The organism is uncultured Winogradskyella sp. (assembly GCF_963975125.1).
Taxonomy (GTDB): domain Bacteria; phylum Bacteroidota; class Bacteroidia; order Flavobacteriales; family Flavobacteriaceae; genus Winogradskyella.
Genome location: NZ_CAXBGB010000073.1, coordinates 1 through 16,770 on the forward strand (window position 1 = coordinate 1; position 16,770 = coordinate 16,770).

Annotated in this window: 20 protein-coding genes; 12 read left to right on the top strand and 8 right to left on the bottom strand. The window is 31.6% G+C overall.

The annotated features are described in order from the left end of the window. Nucleotides 1–1,071 (top strand): CoF synthetase (locus tag AAC053_RS10840; protein WP_339756264.1); only part of this gene is annotated, 1,071 nt, incomplete at its 5' end. Between the two features lie 191 nt (nucleotides 1,072–1,262). On the opposite strand, the gene AAC053_RS10845 is transcribed toward AAC053_RS10840, so the two are convergent. After that, complete coding sequence (locus tag AAC053_RS10845) at nucleotides 1,263–1,928, bottom strand: acetyltransferase (protein ID WP_339756267.1); 666 nt, start codon at nucleotides 1,926–1,928, stop codon at nucleotides 1,263–1,265. 218 nt (nucleotides 1,929–2,146) lie between these two features. Between AAC053_RS10845 and AAC053_RS10850 the strand changes: the two genes are divergently transcribed. Continuing rightward, complete coding sequence (locus AAC053_RS10850) at nucleotides 2,147–3,376, top strand: class I SAM-dependent rRNA methyltransferase (RefSeq protein WP_339756270.1); 1,230 nt, start codon at nucleotides 2,147–2,149, stop codon at nucleotides 3,374–3,376. Nucleotides 3,377–3,435: 59 nt separating this feature from the next. Further along, the gene (locus AAC053_RS10855) at nucleotides 3,436–4,389 is read left to right on the top strand and encodes a nitronate monooxygenase (RefSeq protein ID WP_339756273.1); all 954 of its coding nucleotides are present in this window, start codon (nucleotides 3,436–3,438) and stop codon (nucleotides 4,387–4,389) included. A gap of 500 nt (nucleotides 4,390–4,889) precedes the next feature. Here AAC053_RS10855 and AAC053_RS10860 read toward each other — a convergent pair whose 3' ends face one another. The 4 genes from AAC053_RS10860 to AAC053_RS10875 form a co-directional block, all read right to left on the bottom strand. Then, entirely contained in the window at nucleotides 4,890–5,336 is a 447-nt protein-coding gene (locus AAC053_RS10860; RefSeq protein WP_339756277.1) for a DUF1801 domain-containing protein, read from the bottom strand. A gap of 14 nt (nucleotides 5,337–5,350) precedes the next feature. Further along, a complete protein-coding gene (locus AAC053_RS10865) occupies nucleotides 5,351–5,713 on the bottom strand; it encodes a DUF2200 domain-containing protein (protein ID WP_339756317.1) in 363 nt (120 codons plus the stop codon). Between the two features lie 268 nt (nucleotides 5,714–5,981). Further along, nucleotides 5,982–6,527: an HNH endonuclease gene (locus AAC053_RS10870; RefSeq protein WP_339756279.1), complete on the bottom strand. Its 546-nt coding sequence runs from the start codon at nucleotides 6,525–6,527 to the stop codon at nucleotides 5,982–5,984. A 21-nt stretch (nucleotides 6,528–6,548) separates the two neighbouring features. Next, nucleotides 6,549–6,911 carry a hypothetical protein gene (locus tag AAC053_RS10875; RefSeq protein WP_339756282.1) on the bottom strand — a complete coding sequence of 121 codons (363 nt, stop codon included), beginning with the start codon at nucleotides 6,909–6,911 and terminating at the stop codon, nucleotides 6,549–6,551. 440 nt (nucleotides 6,912–7,351) lie between these two features. On the opposite strand from AAC053_RS10875, the gene AAC053_RS10880 reads away from it, so the two are divergent. After that, nucleotides 7,352–7,672, top strand: coding sequence for a YtxH domain-containing protein (locus tag AAC053_RS10880; RefSeq protein WP_339756284.1), 321 nt, complete (start codon nucleotides 7,352–7,354; stop codon nucleotides 7,670–7,672). Here the strand turns inward: AAC053_RS10880 and AAC053_RS10885 are convergent. Both AAC053_RS10885 and AAC053_RS10890 read right to left on the bottom strand, forming a co-directional pair. Further along, nucleotides 7,669–8,241 carry a GNAT family protein gene (locus AAC053_RS10885; RefSeq protein WP_339756286.1) on the bottom strand — a complete coding sequence of 191 codons (573 nt, stop codon included), beginning with the start codon at nucleotides 8,239–8,241 and terminating at the stop codon, nucleotides 7,669–7,671. The genes AAC053_RS10880 and AAC053_RS10885 overlap by 4 nt on opposite strands. Next, a complete protein-coding gene (locus tag AAC053_RS10890) occupies nucleotides 8,238–8,876 on the bottom strand; it encodes an esterase (RefSeq protein WP_339756289.1) in 639 nt (212 codons plus the stop codon). The genes AAC053_RS10885 and AAC053_RS10890 overlap by 4 nt, the downstream gene beginning before the upstream one ends. A gap of 53 nt (nucleotides 8,877–8,929) precedes the next feature. Here AAC053_RS10890 and AAC053_RS10895 point away from each other — a divergent pair, with 53 nt between their 5' ends. The 5 genes from AAC053_RS10895 to AAC053_RS10915 all read left to right on the top strand — a co-directional run bounded on the left by AAC053_RS10895 (nucleotide 8,930) and on the right by AAC053_RS10915 (nucleotide 13,585). Next, a complete protein-coding gene (locus AAC053_RS10895) occupies nucleotides 8,930–9,355 on the top strand; it encodes a hotdog fold thioesterase (RefSeq protein WP_339756292.1) in 426 nt (141 codons plus the stop codon). 3 nt (nucleotides 9,356–9,358) lie between these two features. Beyond that, nucleotides 9,359–10,483, top strand: a complete 1,125-nt coding sequence (locus AAC053_RS10900) for a chorismate-binding protein (RefSeq protein WP_339756295.1) — start codon at nucleotides 9,359–9,361, stop codon at nucleotides 10,481–10,483. A gap of 32 nt (nucleotides 10,484–10,515) precedes the next feature. Next, the gene (gene menD / locus AAC053_RS10905) at nucleotides 10,516–12,228 is read left to right on the top strand and encodes a 2-succinyl-5-enolpyruvyl-6-hydroxy-3-cyclohexene-1-carboxylic-acid synthase (RefSeq protein WP_339756297.1); all 1,713 of its coding nucleotides are present in this window, start codon (nucleotides 10,516–10,518) and stop codon (nucleotides 12,226–12,228) included. Nucleotides 12,229–12,331: 103 nt separating this feature from the next. Beyond that, a complete protein-coding gene (locus AAC053_RS10910; protein ID WP_339756300.1) occupies nucleotides 12,332–12,670 on the top strand; it encodes a DUF2853 family protein in 339 nt (112 codons plus the stop codon). An 84-nt stretch (nucleotides 12,671–12,754) separates the two neighbouring features. Then, nucleotides 12,755–13,585 carry a S1-like domain-containing RNA-binding protein gene (locus tag AAC053_RS10915; RefSeq protein WP_339756303.1) on the top strand — a complete coding sequence of 277 codons (831 nt, stop codon included), beginning with the start codon at nucleotides 12,755–12,757 and terminating at the stop codon, nucleotides 13,583–13,585. Nucleotides 13,586–13,766: 181 nt separating this feature from the next. Here AAC053_RS10915 and AAC053_RS10920 read toward each other — a convergent pair whose 3' ends face one another. Next, complete coding sequence (locus AAC053_RS10920) at nucleotides 13,767–14,171, bottom strand: hypothetical protein (protein ID WP_339756305.1); 405 nt, start codon at nucleotides 14,169–14,171, stop codon at nucleotides 13,767–13,769. Between the two features lie 114 nt (nucleotides 14,172–14,285). Between AAC053_RS10920 and AAC053_RS10925 the strand changes: the two genes are divergently transcribed. The 3 genes from AAC053_RS10925 to AAC053_RS10935 are packed head-to-tail and all read left to right on the top strand — an operon-like array spanning nucleotide 14,286 to nucleotide 16,759. Continuing rightward, nucleotides 14,286–15,125, top strand: coding sequence for a 1,4-dihydroxy-2-naphthoyl-CoA synthase (locus AAC053_RS10925; protein ID WP_339756308.1), 840 nt, complete (start codon nucleotides 14,286–14,288; stop codon nucleotides 15,123–15,125). Nucleotides 15,126–15,140: 15 nt separating this feature from the next. Further along, nucleotides 15,141–16,046, top strand: coding sequence for a 1,4-dihydroxy-2-naphthoate octaprenyltransferase (gene menA, locus AAC053_RS10930; RefSeq protein ID WP_339756311.1), 906 nt, complete (start codon nucleotides 15,141–15,143; stop codon nucleotides 16,044–16,046). 35 nt (nucleotides 16,047–16,081) lie between these two features. Beyond that, the gene (locus AAC053_RS10935) at nucleotides 16,082–16,759 is read left to right on the top strand and encodes a metal-dependent hydrolase (RefSeq protein ID WP_339756314.1); all 678 of its coding nucleotides are present in this window, start codon (nucleotides 16,082–16,084) and stop codon (nucleotides 16,757–16,759) included. Nucleotides 16,760–16,770: the final 11 nt, after the last annotated feature.

Sequence of the window (16,770 nt, forward strand, 5' to 3'; positions counted from 1 at the left end):
GTGGTCAATAAAAACTTAATTCGCGATAATTTTGATATGTTTTTCTCTAATAAGTTCAATAAAAAAGGATGTAAAGTGGTTTCTACAAGCGGATCTACAGGTTCACCTTTTAGCCTCTATCAAAACAAAGAAAAGGTTTATAAAATAAAAGCTGATAATATTCACTTCTCTTCAAAATCTAATTATGAGATTGGTGATTTTTTAGTGTTTATTAGAATTTGGCCTAAAACGTCGAGTTTAAAGTTGAAACTAGATTTTTTACTTAAAAATATAATGCCTTGGAATATATTAAACCTGTCTGAAGAGGGCATTTCTGAACTCATAACCAAGCTCAATAAACGCAAAACAAGTATTAGTTTTGTAGGTTACCCATCTGCTTTTGAAAAGATTTGTAAATATCTAGATACCTTGGATGAGCATCCAATTCAATTTAAAACCAAATCTATAATTACAATTTCTGAGACTTTAAATACTTATACAAAAAAAGCAACACAGAAGTATTTTGGAGTCGTACCATTATCTCGATATTCTAATAATGAAACTGGTATAATGGCGCAACAAATAAACTCTGAAGATTTAAAATTTAGAATCAATGATTCGAGCTACGTTATGGAGATTCTGGCATTAAACGAAGATAATGAGTTACCACATGGAGAATCAGGGCGCATTGTCTTAACAGATTTATACAACTTTGCAACACCTCTTATTAGATATGACACAGGAGATATTGGTGTTATGGAATTAGATGAAAAAGGACAACCTTTTTTTACCGAAATTTCAGGTAGAAAAGTAGATCAACTCTACAATACAAAAGGTAGTTTAATATCTTCACATTTATCATTACGATTATTGGATTATGGTAAATTTAAACAATTTCAATTAGTTCAAAAAAGTAAGATAGAGTACCACTTTAATCTAAATACAGATCAGTTTATTGATGAAACTAGATTGATTTCTGATTATAAAGAACATTTTGGAGAAGATGCCATTATAAAAATCAATTACGTAGATGAGATTCCCTTATTGGATTCTGGGAAAAGGCGAGAAGTAGTGAATGAATTTTATATATAATTGACTTAAGTACATGACAAAAATTAATTTTGAGAAATAAAACACACCATTTTCAGGACAACAAAGACCTCACAGGTTTTCAAAACCTGTGAGGTCTACCTAACGAAATAGCCGTAATATGCTATATATATGTCGTTTATAGTTCTATTCTAAATTTTTGTCATGTAATAAAATAATTAACTATAATGTTTTTAGGTTAAATATTTAGAATCTGGTTCTCTATCCTTAATCGTGTTTATTGGAATACCAAAGGCTTGCTTGCAATCACCAATAGATTTTAAGACCAATGAAACCGCACCAATAACTGTATGATTTCCTATTGTTACATTTTGTATTATTGATGCTCTAAGACAAATTGCAGAGCAAAGACCAATCTTTACATTACCACTTACAATAGCACCAGATGCCAAACTAGAAAAATCAGCCATTGTAGAATCATGCCCTAAAGATGATTTTGTGTTTAAAATACAGAATTCACCAACCTTTGCATTAGCATTTACGACAGCATTGGGCATAATCACAACACCTTTAGGTATCACAATATCATTAGCTAATACTGCACTAGGATGAATTACCGATACGAATTTTAAAGTTGGAGCGATTTCTGCAATTTTATGATATGCTCTTTGTCTTATACTGTTATCACCTATACCAATTACAATTCCGTAAATGTTATGCACTTTAATTAGGTATGCAAGTTCGTTTAAACTCCCAATAACTTTATATCCGTAAATGTCTTCCTTAAGTGGTTTGTAAGAATCAATAAACCCTTTGATTGTGTATTTATTATTCTTAAGAATAATATCCACTATCATTTTACCATGGCCAGAAGCACCATAAATTAAAATATTCTTCATGTTTCTTAAAATAGGTTACTACAAGAATTTAATTTTATTAAATTAACAGTTAATGATAGAGAGGGATCTATTTTTCAAAGATACCAAATATCAACGCTTATACCCATAAATGGGGATAAAGGGTATAGTTTTAACTACAGGATGATGATTGATTGACTTTTTTAAGGTTAATTTGTGCTTTTAAAACTAAGCTATGTATTAATAAGTTTAAAATAAATATGGCATTTAATGTAACATTCGATACTATCCACAAAACAAAGAATTTAGCAGTTAAGCTCAATGCTAAAGGAGAGCAGTTTGTAGTAAAGGGACATCCTTGGGTATTTTCAAATAGTATAGTTAAAGTTAATGAGGATGCAAAAACAGGGGATTTAGCGATAATATTTAGCAAGAATAAAAACAAGGTTATTGGTTTAGGTTTATATGATGCTAATTCCCCAATACGAATTAAGATTATCCATAATACTGAAGATAAAGTAGAAGTTAATTCAGATTTCTTTCATCATAAAATTGAAATTGCTTTTGAGAAACGATCAGAACTACTGAGAACTAAAACTAATAGCTATCGGTTGCTCTTTGGAGAAAATGATGGATTTCCTGGATTGATAGCAGATGTCTATGATTCTGTTTTAGTTGTAAAGTTATATTCCGAAATATGGTTGCCTTACTTAGAATCCATTCTAAAAAGTTTACAACAAATTTCAAATGCCAAAACTGTTATCATGCGTTTGAGTAGAAACCTACAGAATAGTAAAACACATGCTTTAATAGATGGTCAGGTGGTTTACGGAATTTTAAATAATGAAGTTGTTAAGTTTGTAGAGCATGGAGTAAAGTTTACAGCTAACGTCATTAAAGGACATAAAACAGGTTACTTTTTAGATCATAGAGATAATAGGAGACGTGTAGGAGAGTTAAGTAAAGGAAAAACAGTCTTGGATGTGTTTTCTTATGCTGGTGGTTTTTCTGTACATGCTCTCGCAAATGAAGCAACAGAAGTGACAAGTTTAGACATAAGTAAACAAGCCTTAGATTTAGCCGTTGAAAATGGAAAACTAAATGAATACTCAGGTATCCATAAAACTATGGCTGGTGATGCCTTTAAAGAAATGAAAGCTTTAATAAACAAAGGAAAGCGTTTTGATGTGGTCGTCATTGATCCTCCAAGTTTTGCAAAGCAACAATCTGAAATTGATTTAGCCAAAAAGAAATATGCACAATTGGCAGAACTAGGGGCAAAATTAACGACTAAAAAAGGCTTATTAGTTTTGGCATCTTGTTCTTCACGAGTTTTAGCTCAAGCTTTCTACGATTTAAATGTGCAGGCACTTAATTCTCAATCTAGATTATATGATACCTTGCTAAAAACTAAACACGATAGTGATCATCCTGTTACTTTTACAGAAGGGGCATACTTAAAGTGTGGTTATTATCGCTTTTTAGAATAACAAGTGTTATGCGCGCATAATAAAATATAGTATATTTGTTCATTCGCAATTTAGATTTTATGGAAACAAAACTCACTCAACTCCTCAATACAAAATACCCAATAATTCAAGCCCCAATGTTTTTGGTGTCTAATGTAGCAATGGTAACAGAAGCTATGAAAGCAGGTATTGCTGGTTGTATTCCTGCATTAAATTACAGAACATTAGATGAGCTAAGAGTTGCTCTAAAAGAATTAAGAGCGAATAAAGTAGAAGGTGGTTCATTTGGATTCAATTTGATTGTAAATAAATCAAATATTAAGTATAAAGGACAATTAAAAGTCATTTGCGAAGAAGGTTGCGATTTTATTATAACCTCATTGGGTAGTCCTGAAGAAACTATAAGACAAGCACATGCTGTAGGAATCAAAGTATTTTGTGATGTTACCGATTTAAAGTTTGCTAAAAAAGTTGAACAACTAGGTGCAGATGCAGCTATTGCGGTAAATAGTGAAGCTGGTGGACACAGAGGAAATTTATCACCAGAGCAATTAACAAGCCTATTAAATAAAGAATTAAATATTCCTATAATTTCTGCTGGTGGAGTAGGTTGCAAAGCTGATATTGACAATATGTTGAGCTATGGTGCAGAAGGTGTTTCTGTTGGTAGTCCTTTCATCGCTTCAATTGAAGCAGGTGTAACTAATGATTACAAACAAGCTTGTGTAGATTATGGAGCAGATGATATTATTATGACAGAGCGTATTTCTGGTACACCTTGTACCGTAATTAATACTCCATATGTTCAGAAAATAGGTACTAAAGCAACTTGGTTAGAAAACCTTTTGAACAAAAATAAAAGTCTTAAAAAATGGGTAAAAATGGTGCGGTTTTCTATAGGCATGAAAGCGACTGAAAAAGCTGCTAAAAAAGCGACTTATAAAACAGTTTGGGTAGCTGGTCCAAGTATTGAGCATACAAAAGAAATACTTTCTATTAAAGAAATAATAAAACGTTTAACGGTTTGTTTATGATATGTTCGATATAGAATCAGCGAGGATTTTCAAAAGTAAGTGAAAACAAGCAATTACTTATAGGCATCCAAAGTTTGATTTATTATAGTCTTTTTAATCTTCAATAATTTTTGAGTATCTGTTAGTCGTTCTTTAAAAGGTTCTTTGAATCAAACGGATTGTAAACAACTATTCCTATATTCTCTCCAAAGCTTTGCACATAATGTTAGTCAATAAATTTTTCTCGTTCTATAAAACTAAATATTCCCATTTTAAATAATTTTTACGATTTTATTCGAAAAGCTGGCAATCTCTTTTTTTAAGAAATTATTTTGAATTTTCTCTAAACCAACATCTATAATAGACTCAGAGTCAACATGTTTTTATATGGTTTTTTACGTCTTTTAAGCACCTAATTTAGCAAATACAAACCGAATATAAAATCTACAAGGATTTTCGTAAGTAAGCTTGCACTAGCTATTAATTTTAAACATTGTAAATAGTAGTGTTTCTGTCTTTCTTTAATTGGTTTGTTTTATTCTGCAAGAACTTTCGTGATGCTCGTTAATGTATTTAATTGATTCTATACTGAGTTCTTGTAAAACCGAAATATTAATGTCAGAAAGTTTTTTCACATAAATGCAGGCTTTACCCATTTTAAATTTACCGAGGTCATTTAACAACAATTTACTTCTTTCTGTATCAGAATATACGTAGAGCGAGAATGCTGCTTTTCTCGGAGAAAATCCAAGAACAGGTGCATCGCCTTCGTGTCCGCTAGCATATTTGTAGTGGTAGTTGCCAAATCCTATAATAGTCGGTCCCCACATTTTGGGTTCAGAGCCAGACCATTTTTGCATTAGTTCTATTAGTCGAAAACTGTCGGCTTTTTTCATTTCGTTGTCAACGTTTGAGTTTATAAAACCTATTACGTTTTTCCTTGTGTAAGTTGTCTTTGTTTTTGCCATAGTTTCGATATTAATTATTGCCTTAAAATCTTTTCCATTTTTCTGCCTTTTGCCAATTCGTCCACTAACTTATCTAAATATCTTGCTTGTTTTGTTATTGGATTTTCAATTTCTTCTATCCGATAACCACAAATTACTCCTTTTATTAATTGTGCTTTGGGGTTTAATTTTGCTCTCTCAAAAAAGATTTCAAAAGTTACTTTCTCATTGATGAGTTCACTCAGTTTTTTGTCGTCAAATCCAGTCAGCCATTCTATTACCTGATGCAATTCTCCCTTTGTTCTGCCTTTAGTCTCAACCTTGGTGATGTAGTGTGGATACACTGATGCGAATGTCATTTTTGCTATTCGCGCATTGTGTTCGGGAGTTATTTTTATAATGTATATTTTAGATTTGTTGCGTTAGGTTATTGAATGCAGAATGATTTGGTAAATAATGAAGCACAACTGTTTGTGTATGAAACGTAACGTGTAAAAAGACGCTAACTTTTCGGATTAACACAAGACTGAATTTTCAATTTTTATGTTTAATTTTCTTTTCAAAGTATAGTCAAATTTAAAAATTTGGTAGCCTTCGCAAATATAAATACAAACCTCTCGAAAAGACTTTACTAGCATAGTCTTATAGGTGTAATTGAAATATATTTTATTCAGTTACAGAACTCCAATTTTCGCCATTTTTTATGCGGTAAAGTTGCATTTCTGAAATCCCGAATTGTTTTGCAATCATTTTCATTCGTGTTCTTCTATTTGGATCGTTTATTTTTCGTTTTATGAGTTTAACTCTTGTTTCGGTCAGTTTAGCATAGGTTCTTTTCCGAGGTCTATTTTTATATTCAGGATTACTGAATTGGTGTACCTCTTTTTCTCTTTTAGTAGCCCATTTTAGGTTATCAACACGATTGTCGGTTTTATCATAATTCAAATGAATTACGTAAATCCCGTCATTTTTTTCAAGAAAATGCTCGCCAACAAGTTTATGAACATAGCGACTGGTCAATTTTCCGTTTCTCTTTTGTTTAAGAGGTAGATTTTGATAACCATTTATAAAATATTCTTTTACAAGAAATTCTTCTTCTTTTTTACAGTTTATAATTCTGCCGTAACTTGATATTTTAAACTTTTCGTTTTCAGAAATATTTTCGTCAAATTCGATTTCTTTCCATTTTTCATTCCAATTATTTCTTATCATTCTCGATTTTTTTTAAATGTATTACAACTTGTTAATATAAGCTAGTTCTTTTTTCTTTTGCTTCTTTTTTTCACCTGTAAAGATACTAAAAGTGTAACTAACAATTAAACCACCTGTGATTGTAGAAACTAATTCGCCAGTATCAAAACGGCCAGATATAATATATCCGTCATAAATCTCTTTAGAAAGTCCGGCTAGAGCTGAAACGCCTATACTATACCAAAACGCTTTTGATTTATTCTTTGTTTTACCATAAATTAATGAATACGTTGTGCCAGATAATACTGCACCAACTACAAAATGTTTTGCGTCATCTTCAGATATAAATTGAGCATTACTTGTGTTAATAAATAATAAGGCTAAAATTATAAAAATAGTTTTCATAGGGCTTTCTCATTAAAAAAGGGAAAATATACTATTTATATTTAAAGTTTGTATTATAATCGTTCGGATTGCTATTCTAACGATTAAGAGCCTTAAGTTTTAGAAATTATGAAAGAATTTGCGATGATTTTTTATTAGAGCGTATTATGCTGATTTAGGCTTAACTCCCGAAGAACTTAAAACAGAATGGGAAAATGATTTGTTTTGGGAAACAAAATATAACATGCTGGTATTCTTAAGAGGCGGTAATGCATTAAATCCTCAAATGAGACGTACTGAAAACTAAATCATTTAATAAGAATCTAAAACGCAGTCTTTAGTTTATGGTCTCCTATATTAATTTTACTTATGCAAACCCTTGGAAATAAACTTGTTTGTAACAAATCAGAATGTTTTAAGACTTATAAGTAAATAAGTTTAATAGTTAATAGAAAAAAATTATGATTTATAAAGGAGCCATTGTATTAGGTGTTTTAATAGGAGCAGGAATTGGTGTATTAGTAGCACCAGAAAAAGGCAGTACAACAAGAAATACGCTTAAAAAAGAAGGTAAGGATATAAAAAATCAAATAACTAGTGATTTTACAGAGATTAAAGACGATTTATCTAAAGCAGCTACTTCTGGCAAAGAAAGGCTAAAAGAAGAGTTTAAAGACCTTGCGTCTAAAACAAGTTACAAAACAGAACAAGCCATTACGTTTATAGAAAAGCAACTAGCTATTCTTAAGGAAAAAAACAAAACGTTACAGCAAACGAGTTAAAATGCTTTAAAAACTGTTGCTTTAATATTTGGCCATTCTTCTTTTAAGATGCCATAACAGCATGTACTTCGTCTAAAGTCATCATTCATAAGGGTGTCTTTACGAAGAATGCCTTCTAGTGTAGCTCCTAGCTTTTCAACTGCTCTACGAGACTTATTATTACGCTCATCAATTCGGAATTCTATCTTTTCAAATTCTAGAGTTTCAAATACATATTTTAGCATTAAAAATTTTATATTGCTATTCAAGCCAGTGCCTTGAAAATCGTGTCCAACCCAAGTCCAACCAATGTGTAGTAGTTTGTTTTTCCTGTTCATTAATCCAAAACGTGTTGAGCCAGCATAAGTTTCTTTTTCCTTATCGTAAATAATAAAAGGAATAGTTGTTTTGTGGTAATAGCCATCAACAGCTGCTTGGACGTAATCACGTAATTTCTCTGGTGTAGAAATATCTGAAGGCGAGTAGAAAATGAGGTCTTCTTCTTTAGCTATAGATTCTAAATTTTTGTAATTACTTAGGTCTAGTAACGTGAGTTTTACTCTGTTGTTTTCTAGGGTTGGTATGTTCATATCAAATCATTTATATATTTCACATTAACGACATGCTTTCCTACAAACGGAAGATTAATTACACTATTGCCAAATAGTTCAGTGGCTCTTTCATATTCTTGTTTTATACGAGTTTCATCCAAATATTCATCATCAGTACCATAAATCAATTTCACTTTAGTAGTTTCATATAAATATTCAAAATCTTCGACATTCAATTCTTTAGGAATTCCGCCAGAATGCAATATCAGCTGACTACATTGCAATTTCCTTTTCGCCATATAACGCATAGCCACACTAACTCCTTGAGAATAACCTAGAATAACGAGGTCAACATCTTTTGGAATTTGTTCAGCTTCAAAAACTGCATCAAAATAATTTAGAATATTTATTATTCCGGTTTCAGTATCATTTCTAGTTAACCAATTAGCGCCAACATGCATTTTTGGTTGAATATAATACTTATTCGGAGCTTGTGGAGCGATGATATAATTCTCTTCGGGATTTAAGCCTTTAAAATATTTAAGAAAATAATGACTTAGATAACCCATGCCATGACAAACAAACCAAACTGTTTTTGTACGTTCTGTAAGTTGGTTTAAAGTAGAGTATGAGTTTTGGGTATTATAGATGATTTCTTTCTCTTGCGAATTCATTATTCTTGGCAGTTTAAGTATCTTTGCTTTAGACAATAAAAATACTATATTCTATGCAGTTATCTAAGGAAGAATTTATGGCTAAGCTTAACGCAGTAAGCAAAAACACTTTGTTAGAAACTTTAAGTATTGAGATTGTAGATTATGGAGATGATTTCTTAATTGCAAGAATGCCAGTAACACCAAGAGTACACCAACCAGATGGTGTTTTGCATGGTGGAGCTACAGCAGCTTTGGCGGAAAGTGTTGGCAGTTTTGCGTCTCATATTTTTACGGATTTAGAAACGTACTTTGTGAGAGGATTAGAAATAACAGCGAATCACCTTAAGAGCGTAAAAGATGGTTTTGTATATGCGAAGGCTACGTTTTTACATAAAGGACGTACCACACAATTGTTAGATATTAGAATAACTGATGAAGCAGATAATTTGATTTCTATTTGTAGGTTATCTACGATCACACTCCCTAAAACAAAGTAGAGAATGAACATAGATTCGTTTTTTAGTGCTTTAGAAATACATTATTCTAATCAATTACCTTTTGTAGTTTATAGTAGGCCAATCGATTCATTAATTAAGTGTTGGTTACAACAAAATGATGTATTACATACTACAGAGGTTTTTTCTGAAAGTGGATTTGTTTTTGCACCTTTTGATAAAAGTAAATCTAGTATCCTTTTTCCACAATTGCATTGCGAGCATTACACTATTGAAGTTGAAACTGAGTTTAAAGTAGAAGGTGATATCGTTAAAGAACGGTTAAGTTCTAATGAAAAAGCTAAACACAATCACATCAACTTAGTTAAGAAAGGTATAGATACCATTAAAAATGATGATTTAGAAAAAGTAGTTCTATCACGAATTATCAAAAAAGAGAATAAAAATAGTAATCCATTAGATACTTTTAAAAGGCTATTTAACACCCACAAAAATGCAATGGTGTATTGTTGGTACCATCCTAAAGTTGGTTTGTGGATTGGTGCGACTCCAGAGTTATTATTTAAGGTAGAAGGGAAGCAATTAACAACTATTTCACTGGCTGGAACTCAACCTTATAATGAAAACACTGAAATTTATTGGACCAATAAAGAGTTTGAAGAGCAACAAATAGTTACAGATTATATTACTAATCAAATAGAGCCATATACGAATCGAATTACTATTTCGGAGGTTGAAACTGTTAGAGCAGGAAATTTATTACATCTTAAAACACGTATTACAAGTCGTATTGATGATGCGTCTAGCTTAAATTCTATTATTAAAGCATTACATCCTACACCTGCAGTTTGTGGTTTTCCTAAACAGGAAGCCAAGGATTTTATTCTTAAGAATGAAGGTTATAATCGTGAATATTATACAGGATTCCTTGGTGAGCTTAATTTAAAACAGTCTAAAACAAGAAATACCAACAGAAGGAATGTTGAGAACGATGCATACGCTTCTGTAAAAACACAGTCTAATTTTTATGTGAATTTACGCTGTATGCAATTACGTAATGATAAAGCTATCATTTATGTTGGAGGCGGCATTACCAAAGATTCTAACCCAGAAAATGAGTGGGAAGAAACAGTTAATAAAACCCAAACAATTGGTAATGTGCTTGGTTAAGAACTTATAGATTTTTCTATATTTGTAAGTACATGAAGTACTCTAAAATACCTTTATCTCAAACTGTAGTAACATTATGCAAAACGCATAATATTAAGCATATTATAATTTCACCAGGAAGTAGAAATGCTCCGTTAACCATAGGGTTTACTAACGATGATTTTTTTAATTGTTATAGTATTGTAGATGAGCGATGTGCTGCTTTTTTCGGACTTGGAATCGCTCAGCAAATAAAAGATCCAGTTGCAGTAGTCTGTACTTCTGGTAGTGCTTTGTTAAATTATTATCCAGCGATTGCAGAAGCTTATTATAGTAATATTCCGTTAATAGTATTGTCAGCAGATAGACCAAAACATTTGCTAAATATTGGAGATGGGCAAACCATAAAACAGAAAAACGTCTATGGAGACCATGTATTATATAGCGCGAATCTAAAGTTAGATTTAAAAAAAGGACAACAGAATATTAATGAAGAAGAACTTCAAAATGATATTCAATCTTATAATGAATCTGAAGTTCATGATGCTTTAACAGTATCTAAACTAAAATCTGGTCCTATTCACATTAATATTCCGTTTGATGAGCCTTTATACAATACTGTTAATGCGTTAACTATAAACCCAAAGCCATTTAAAATTCAGAATAGAATAGAAAAAGTGGATGATTTTGAGATTAAAAGCCTTTTAGATATCTGGTATAGCGCTAAGCGCAAGATGATTTTAGTTGGTGTTTTAAAACCCAATTCTATTGAAAAAAAATGGTTACAAGAACTAGCCAACGATGATAGTGTTTTAGTATTTACCGAAACGACATCTAATTTACATCATCAAGATTTTTTTCCTGGAATTGATAAGATTATTGCACCATTAGAGATGTATGAATTTAAAAGCCTTCAACCAGAGATATTATTAACTTTTGGAGGATTAGTAGTTTCAAAAAAGATTAAAGCATTCTTGCGACAACATAAACCAAATCATCATTGGCATGTTGGTTTGTTTAAAGCTAATGACACATTTTTTTGCTTAGATAAGCATATTGAGTTATCACCAAATACATTTTTAAGCAAATTTCTACCACAAGTAACACTTTATACAAAAAGTAATTATAAAGCTACTTGGACAACTGTGCGACAAAAACGTCGTAAAATGCACGAAGATTATTTAAAAACGACTTCCTTTTCAGATTTTACTGTTTTTAAAACTATTTTAAAGGGCTTGCCAGAGCAAAGTCAGTTACAAGTAGGCAATAGTTCTGCGATAAGATATACACAGCTGTTTCAGATTAGAAAAGATATTCAAGTATTTTGTAACAGAGGCACAAGTGGTATAGATGGTAGTACTAGCACAGCTATTGGATCTGCAGTTGTGAATAAACAACGCACCACATTCATTACTGGTGATTTAAGTTTCTTTTACGATAGTAATGCACTTTGGAACAATTATATTCCTAATAACTTTAGGATTATTGTTATTAATAATAAAGGAGGTGGCATTTTTAGGATTTTGCCAGGTCATAAGAATACAGAAAATTTTGATACTTTTTTTGAAACAAAGCATCATTTAACAGCTAAGCAATTGTGTGAGATGTATGGTTTTGATTATCACAATGCTGCTGATGAAGCATCTTTAGGAAATGAATTAGTAGCATTTTACGAAACTTCTAAAAGACCAAAGTTATTAGAAATATTTACGCCATCTAGAAGTAATGATGAGATACTCTTAGATTATTTTAAATTTATAAAGTAAAATTTAAGTTATATATTGTTAGAAGTGACTTGTTCGCTTTTTGTGTGTCTAAAAAATACTTACCTTTAGTGAGACGATTTATTAAACCTAAAACAATAACAAAATGAGTAAAAGAGATGATTTAATCGCAAAGTATGCGGCAGATTTAAAAGACAAATGTGGTGTTAACGCAGATATGGATTTATTAACCAAAGTAACCGTTGGTTTAGGGCCTTCAATTTATAATGCAGATTCTTCTACCGTTTCTGGTTCTGACGAAAAAGAATTAGCGACAGTAAAAAACAATTATTTAATCAAAAAATTAGGATTAAAAGATAGTTCTGATTTAGATAAGGCTATAGCATCTGTAATGGATACTTATGGACAATCTAATAGAAATAAATATAGAGCAGTAGTTTATTATTTATTGTGTAAACATTTTAACAAAGCATCTGTTTATTAGTAGAGAAATTTAAAGTATATAGAAGCGTTATAATAAAATAATTATAGCGCTTTTTTTATACACTATTATCAATACCTTTGCGCCATGATAAAGTTAGGTGAATACAATGCGCTAGAAATTCTTAGAGATACAGAACCAGGATTATTTTTAGGTGATGGTGCTGAAGGTGAAGTTTTACTTCCTAATCGTTATGTGCCAGAAGTTTTTGAAATAGGAGAGAAGATCGAAGTATTTGTCTATTTAGATAATGAAGAAAGACCTGTAGCTACAACAGACAAACCTTATGTTAAAAGTGGTGATTTTGCTTTATTACGTTGTAACCAAGTTACTGATTTCGGAGCTTTTTTAGATTGGGGTTTGGTAAAAGAATTGTTTTGCCCTTTTAGAGAACAAGCTTTTAAAATGAAAGCTGGTGGTTGGTATTTGGTGCATTGTTACTTAGATGATGAAACAGAGCGTTTAGTTGCTTCTAGTAAAACCAATCGATTTTTAGACAATAAAGAATTAACAGTTGCACAATTTGATGAAGTAGATCTTATTGTATCTCATCCTTCAGAATTAGGAATGAATGTTATCGTAAATAAAACCCATTTGGGCCTCGTATTTAAAGATGATATTTATAAAGATATTAGTGTAGGAGACAGACTAAAAGGGATTGTTAAAAAAGTACGTAATGATAATAAGTTAGATATTTCATTAAATCAGATTGGTTACAGAAATATAGAACCTAATGCAGAACAGATATTAAATGAATTACACGATAATGGTGGCTTTATTCCTTTAAGCGATAAATCAGATCCAGAGCAAATTAAAGCTATGCTACAGATGAGTAAAAAGAGTTTTAAAAAGGCAATTGGCGCACTGTATAAAGATCGTTTAATTACTATAGATCAAGATGGCATTCGATTAATTTAGTGTTGTCTTTTTCTCTTTGGTAAAGGTTATTTAAGCCTTCATTCAAGTTGTGAAAGCAGATATCCTGCCATTCACAGAAACTGCTTTCGATTTTCGCATTCATTTGACTAGCAATACTGCTAATTATCAAAAATGGATTTTTTGGTAGATATTAAAATATTAGACTAGGTTATTAAGTCTATTATTTTTTATGCAAGGTGTCTTCAACCCACTCTATAGCTTGTTCAATAGATTTAAAGGCTTGTCTATTAAATTTAAAGAAATGATTCTCTATTTCAAAAACCCGTTGTGTTAATGAATTATAGACCACGATTGCGTAAGCTTTCAAATTCGGAAAATTTGAATTAAATTCTGATGCATCAGTTAAATTAATAGAGTAGGAGTTTAATCGGTTGGCAATAAAGCCAAAAGGTTTATCATCAAATTGTTTTTTTATAATCTCTGTAACCTCATTAAAGTTGTCAAAGTTAATATCCACTCCTTCATTAAATTCTGTAATTACATAATTATCAAATAGATAGACTTTTCCTAATTTAACATTAAGAAGAGTATAGTCTTTGCTATTTAGGTAAGGGTTTTTAATCATTTTAATTATAAAAACATGCAAATATATTATGCTTGCATAACAAAATCTAATAAAAAATTACTCTTAGAGCATTATTATTAATTCCTTATTTTTGCGTTCTAAATATTGAAAAAAATGAACCATATAGATTGGAACATTGCCAAATCTTATGAAGATATTACATATTCTAAATGTAATGGTGTTGCAAGAATAGCGTTTAATCGTCCTGATGTACGAAACGCCTTTCGTCCAAAAACTACTTCTGAGCTTTATGATGCATTTTATGATGCAAATGAAGATGTAAATATAGGTGTTGTACTCTTAAGTGCAGAAGGACCATCCTCTAAAGATGGTATTTGGAGTTTCTGTTCTGGAGGCGATCAAAAAGCTAGAGGTAAGCAAGGTTATGTAGGTGAAGATGGTTATCATCGTTTAAACATATTAGAAGTACAGCGTTTAATTCGTTTTATGCCAAAAGCAGTTATTGCTGTTGTGCCTGGTTGGGCTGTTGGAGGTGGTCATAGTTTGCATGTGGTATGCGATTTAACTTTAGCAAGTAAAGAGCATGCTATTTTTAAACAGACCGATGCTGATGTCACAAGTTTTGATGGTGGTTATGGTTCTGCATATTTGGCTAAAATGGTCGGTCAGAAAAGAGCAAGAGAAATTTTCTTCTTAGGACGTAATTATTCAGCTCAAGAAGCTTATGACATGGGAATGGTAAATGCTGTAATTGCACATTCCGAATTAGAAACTACGGCCTACGAGTGGGCACAAGAAATATTAGCTAAATCCCCTACATCAATAAAAATGCTAAAATTTGCCATGAATCTTACAGATGATGGTATGGTTGGTCAACAAGTTTTTGCAGGTGAAGCCACACGATTGGCTTATATGACAGACGAAGCAAAAGAAGGTAGAGATGCCTTTTTAGAAAAGAGGAAGCCTAACTTTCCGAAGAAATGGATACCTTAATCTAAATTAGTTATAATGAAAAAAATTAAACCATGGCTTTCTGCAATGCGCTTAAGAACATTACCATTATCGGTTTCTGGAATTATTTTAGGGACTAGTTTTGCCTATTATAATGGTCATTTTAGTTGGTTGGTTTTAGTACTTGCTATTTTAACGACCATGAGTTTACAGGTGCTATCTAATCTAGCAAACGATTATGGTGATGGAGTTAAAGGAACCGACAATGAAGAACGTGTTGGTCCAGAACGAGCAATTCAAAGTGGAGAGATTACACCAGACGAAATGCTCGATGCTATAAAGTTTAATATTATAGTGGTTATCATCCTAACTATATCTCTTATTTGGGCCGCTTTTGGGCCTGCTAACTTTCTTTTTCTGTTGCTATTTATTTTTCTTGGTGGCTTGTCTGTTTATGCAGCTCTAAATTATACTATGGGAGATTCACCTTATGGCTATAGAGCTTTAGGAGATGTCTTTGTTTTTGTGTTTTTTGGATTATTGAGTACCATAGGGAGTTATTTGCTTTACATGCATACTATAGATCATGTTGTTATTTTTCCTGCAATTGCTTTAGGTTTATTAAGTGTTGGAGTGTTAAATCTTAACAATATGCGAGATATTTACTCTGATGCTAGTGCTGGCAAAATTACAATGGCAGTAAAATTAGGTTTAGATCGCGCTAAAAAATATCATTATTTTCTGATAATTGGTGCGATGATTATTACAGTTGTATTCTCAATTTTGTATTATGTAGAGCCTTATAATTTCTTGTATTTATTGGCTTTTATTCCCCTTGTAATCCATGTAAAAAAGATGAAAGCGGCTAAGCAACCTGATGATTTTGATAGTCAATTAAAAGTATTAGCACTATCAACATTTCTATTCGCATTACTGCTAGGTATTGGTTATATTTTGTTTTAATTTTAAGGACAGTTTTATTCTTTAAATATTAACAAATGAAAATTACATTCTACGGTCATGCTTGCTTAGGCATACAGATTAAAGACATCCATATTTTAGTAGATCCTTTTATTACAGGAAACGAAAAAGCATCAGTTATTAATATCGAAACCTTAAAGGCGAATTATATTTTAGTAACCCACGCACATCAAGACCATACTTTAGATGTTGAAACTATTGCAAAACGCACAGGTGCTGTGATTGTTTCTAATTACGAAATCGTAGTGCATTATCAAGGTTTAGGATTAGAAGCACATCCAATGAATCATGGTGGCTCTTGGGATTTTGAATTTGGAAACCTAAAGTATGTCAATGCCATACACACATCATCTTTTCCAGATGGAAAATATGGAGGACAACCAGGTGGTTTTATTATTGAAGGTGAACACAAAAACATATATATAGCTGGTGATACAGCGTTGACTATGGATATGAAACTCATTCCATTACAAACCAAGCTAGACTTAGCCATTTTACCTATTGGAGATAACTTTACCATGGGAGTCAACGATGCTATTTTAGCAAGTGATTTTGTAGAGTGCGATAAAATCTTAGGCTACCATTTTGATACTTTTGGTTATATAGAAATTAACCACGAAGAAGCTAAGCGTAAATTCTATGAGAAGGATAAGGATTTAATGTTGTTGGGTATTGGAGAAAGTGTGGAGCTTTAATTTATTAACTA

Bases quoted from the DNA above. Each gene is read 5' to 3' on its own strand.
- AAC053_RS10845 (WP_339756267.1), bottom strand. From the start codon at position 1,928: ATGAAGAATATTTTAATTTATGGTGCTTCTGGCCATGGTAAAATGATA.
- AAC053_RS10850 (WP_339756270.1), top strand. From the start codon at position 2,147: ATGGCATTTAATGTAACATTCGATACTATCCACAAAACAAAGAATTTA.
- AAC053_RS10855 (WP_339756273.1), top strand. From the start codon at position 3,436: ATGGAAACAAAACTCACTCAACTCCTCAATACAAAATACCCAATAATT.
- AAC053_RS10860 (WP_339756277.1), bottom strand. From the start codon at position 5,336: ATGGCAAAAACAAAGACAACTTACACAAGGAAAAACGTAATAGGTTTT.
- AAC053_RS10870 (WP_339756279.1), bottom strand. From the start codon at position 6,527: ATGATAAGAAATAATTGGAATGAAAAATGGAAAGAAATCGAATTTGAC.
- AAC053_RS10875 (WP_339756282.1), bottom strand. From the start codon at position 6,911: ATGAAAACTATTTTTATAATTTTAGCCTTATTATTTATTAACACAAGT.
- AAC053_RS10880 (WP_339756284.1), top strand. From the start codon at position 7,352: ATGATTTATAAAGGAGCCATTGTATTAGGTGTTTTAATAGGAGCAGGA.
- AAC053_RS10885 (WP_339756286.1), bottom strand. From the start codon at position 8,241: ATGAACATACCAACCCTAGAAAACAACAGAGTAAAACTCACGTTACTA.
- AAC053_RS10890 (WP_339756289.1), bottom strand. From the start codon at position 8,876: ATGAATTCGCAAGAGAAAGAAATCATCTATAATACCCAAAACTCATAC.
- AAC053_RS10895 (WP_339756292.1), top strand. From the start codon at position 8,930: ATGCAGTTATCTAAGGAAGAATTTATGGCTAAGCTTAACGCAGTAAGC.
- AAC053_RS10900 (WP_339756295.1), top strand. From the start codon at position 9,359: ATGAACATAGATTCGTTTTTTAGTGCTTTAGAAATACATTATTCTAAT.
- menD (WP_339756297.1), top strand. From the start codon at position 10,516: ATGAAGTACTCTAAAATACCTTTATCTCAAACTGTAGTAACATTATGC.
- AAC053_RS10910 (WP_339756300.1), top strand. From the start codon at position 12,332: ATGAGTAAAAGAGATGATTTAATCGCAAAGTATGCGGCAGATTTAAAA.
- AAC053_RS10915 (WP_339756303.1), top strand. From the start codon at position 12,755: ATGATAAAGTTAGGTGAATACAATGCGCTAGAAATTCTTAGAGATACA.
- AAC053_RS10920 (WP_339756305.1), bottom strand. From the start codon at position 14,171: ATGATTAAAAACCCTTACCTAAATAGCAAAGACTATACTCTTCTTAAT.
- AAC053_RS10925 (WP_339756308.1), top strand. From the start codon at position 14,286: ATGAACCATATAGATTGGAACATTGCCAAATCTTATGAAGATATTACA.
- menA (WP_339756311.1), top strand. From the start codon at position 15,141: ATGAAAAAAATTAAACCATGGCTTTCTGCAATGCGCTTAAGAACATTA.
- AAC053_RS10935 (WP_339756314.1), top strand. From the start codon at position 16,082: ATGAAAATTACATTCTACGGTCATGCTTGCTTAGGCATACAGATTAAA.